Origin of the sequence: Neobacillus drentensis, assembly GCF_036965645.1 — a bacterium.
GTDB lineage: Bacteria > Bacillota > Bacilli > Bacillales > Cytobacillaceae > Neobacillus > Neobacillus drentensis_D.
Genome location: NZ_JBALPZ010000114.1, coordinates 9,484 through 11,483 on the forward strand (window position 1 = coordinate 9,484; position 2,000 = coordinate 11,483).

The 2,000-nt window shown below is 39.4% G+C and carries 2 protein-coding genes; both read right to left on the minus strand.

Features of this window, described 5'->3' with window-relative positions; genetic code table 11:
* Window positions 1–6: 6 nt before the first annotated feature.
* On the minus strand, window positions 7–780 hold the full coding sequence (locus tag V7266_RS20270; RefSeq protein ID WP_335470397.1) for a HipA family kinase: 774 nt from the start codon (window positions 778–780) through the stop codon (window positions 7–9).
* Window positions 777–1,877 carry a glycosyltransferase family 4 protein gene (locus tag V7266_RS20275; RefSeq protein ID WP_335470398.1) on the minus strand — a complete coding sequence of 367 codons (1,101 nt, stop codon included), beginning with the start codon at window positions 1,875–1,877 and terminating at the stop codon, window positions 777–779. Before V7266_RS20275 ends, V7266_RS20270 begins: the two co-directional genes overlap by 4 nt.
* Window positions 1,878–2,000: the final 123 nt, after the last annotated feature.

The window sequence follows — 2,000 nt, forward strand, 5'->3', positions numbered from 1 at the left end:
TAATTACTATTTTATATTTTTTGGACGAAAGACCTTTTTTTTAAATTTTTCCATTAACTGAGGCAGGATTTTTCTGCGTCTAGTTACCAATGTTGTGACAATAGCTTTCTTCTCCGCTGCTGAAACCATCCATTCGTCCGGGATAACAGAAACTATTTCCTCTATTAAATAAATCGGCATGGTTTCGATAAGATCAAAATATTCCCTAAAGCATTCTTCATCTTTAATATTTTTCGCCAATATCCAGTGTGTTGCACTTTTCAGCACCTCTTCCGGCAAAACCTCTAAATCCGTATGGAGCCAACTATTTGATCCAAATATCTCTGCATGATCAATTATCCACAACTGAAAAGTATCCTTTCCTGCTTCATTCAATAAAATGTTTTTCCGCGTCCGGTCCTGATTGTAAAGCCAATAGTCTAGTAAAATGATACCTGCTAGAGGTTGATGATTCTTAATTCTAAAATCATCTTCAACCTGATGTCCGTTTTTACAATCTTTTATATATAACGAAGCGAACTGATACTGGGTAGAGAAGAGTTCATCAGCCAATTGGGGTTCATTTGCTAGGAATTCAGGAGGTATATCTACTATCCGAGCAAATGGAATAGGAAGTCCTAAATAACGAGCGAGGCAATAGCCTATCCATTCATTCGGAAGTGTTTTTTCCATACCGGGTTGAAAAAACTTTACCACATATTCCTTTCCATCATTAAATGCGATTAGATGCGCATTTGATTTTCCATCGAGTTTTTTCACGTAGTTAACCGGTGTGATCACCCTTCCACCACCTCCGATTTTTTGCTAAGATTTTTTAATAATTGGATATAGTCATCGGCCACTTTTTCAATAGCAAAACTCTGCTCAACCCGCTTAATAGCTGCCTCAGACATTTCCTTATATTTCACCGGATTATCAAGGATACTGTATATCTGCGTGACCGCATCATCGACATTTTGTCCACGAAAAAGCCGGCCCGTCACACCATCTACAACCAGTTCGGTAACTGGCATCATTTTTGAAGCTACAACGGGTACCCCGCAAATCATGGATTCGATAAAGGTATTTCCAAATGATTCTGTTTTGGTTGTCGCAAGGGTGCAGCCGCCTGATTGCCTGATTTTTGCATACACATGCGGCATTTGCTGATAAGGGATGACCGGAAACCATTTGACGATGTCAGGAAGCTGCTCTTCTTCCCACTTTGCCTTGAACTCTTCACGTTGAACACTTTGAGCTCCACCGATTACCCAAATTTCAAAATCGCTGCGCTCCTTTTTCATTTTTTTCGCTATTTCAATCAGCATCGGCCAATTCTTACGCTTGTCTAACCTGCCAATCCATCCGATAATTTTTTTATGATCAGGAAGGATGGGGTCGGACTTATAATCGGTTTCTTCTGGAGCAAGCGCCCGAAAAAACGATGTGTCGACTCCATTGTATATGACGTGAATAGGAATTTCGTCCGTAAGAATAGAGACTAACCGTTTTTGATAATGGGAAGGTACGACAATTAAATTGGGCTGGATCCCTTTAAATGATTTTAGATGTGGAGTCAGTTTAATAAGTTCCGGAGTTCGGGCTTCAATAATGACAGGACCCTTGTATTTCGCCTTTCTTATCCATTTATAAGCCGCACTAGTATCGACTACAATAATAGCGTCATAGCCATTTTTCTTAATAATCTTAATAATCTCTTTTTCATCCTTTGTTAGATACACCTTGGCGATATCCTGCATAATATGAAGCCCGCCATGGTCCGTAGTATAAAGAAATTCTGTCTCGATTCCTTGTTTTTTAAAATAAATCGAGCGATTCCGCCAGCCGGCATTTACTCCGCCGACAGTTAAAAGACGCCAGATTACGAGAACTTTCATTCAACACTCTCCTCCTTTTCTATGTTTCAAAAAAGGTTAATTATGTCTCCTCTTTTGGTTCCCGCCTTTTGCATCCCTTCTATAATTTCTTTCATCCCGATTATGATTTCGTTCATCTTTATT

Bases quoted from the DNA above. Each gene is read 5' to 3' on its own strand.
- V7266_RS20275 (WP_335470398.1), bottom strand. From the start codon at position 1,877: ATGAAAGTTCTCGTAATCTGGCGTCTTTTAACTGTCGGCGGAGTAAAT.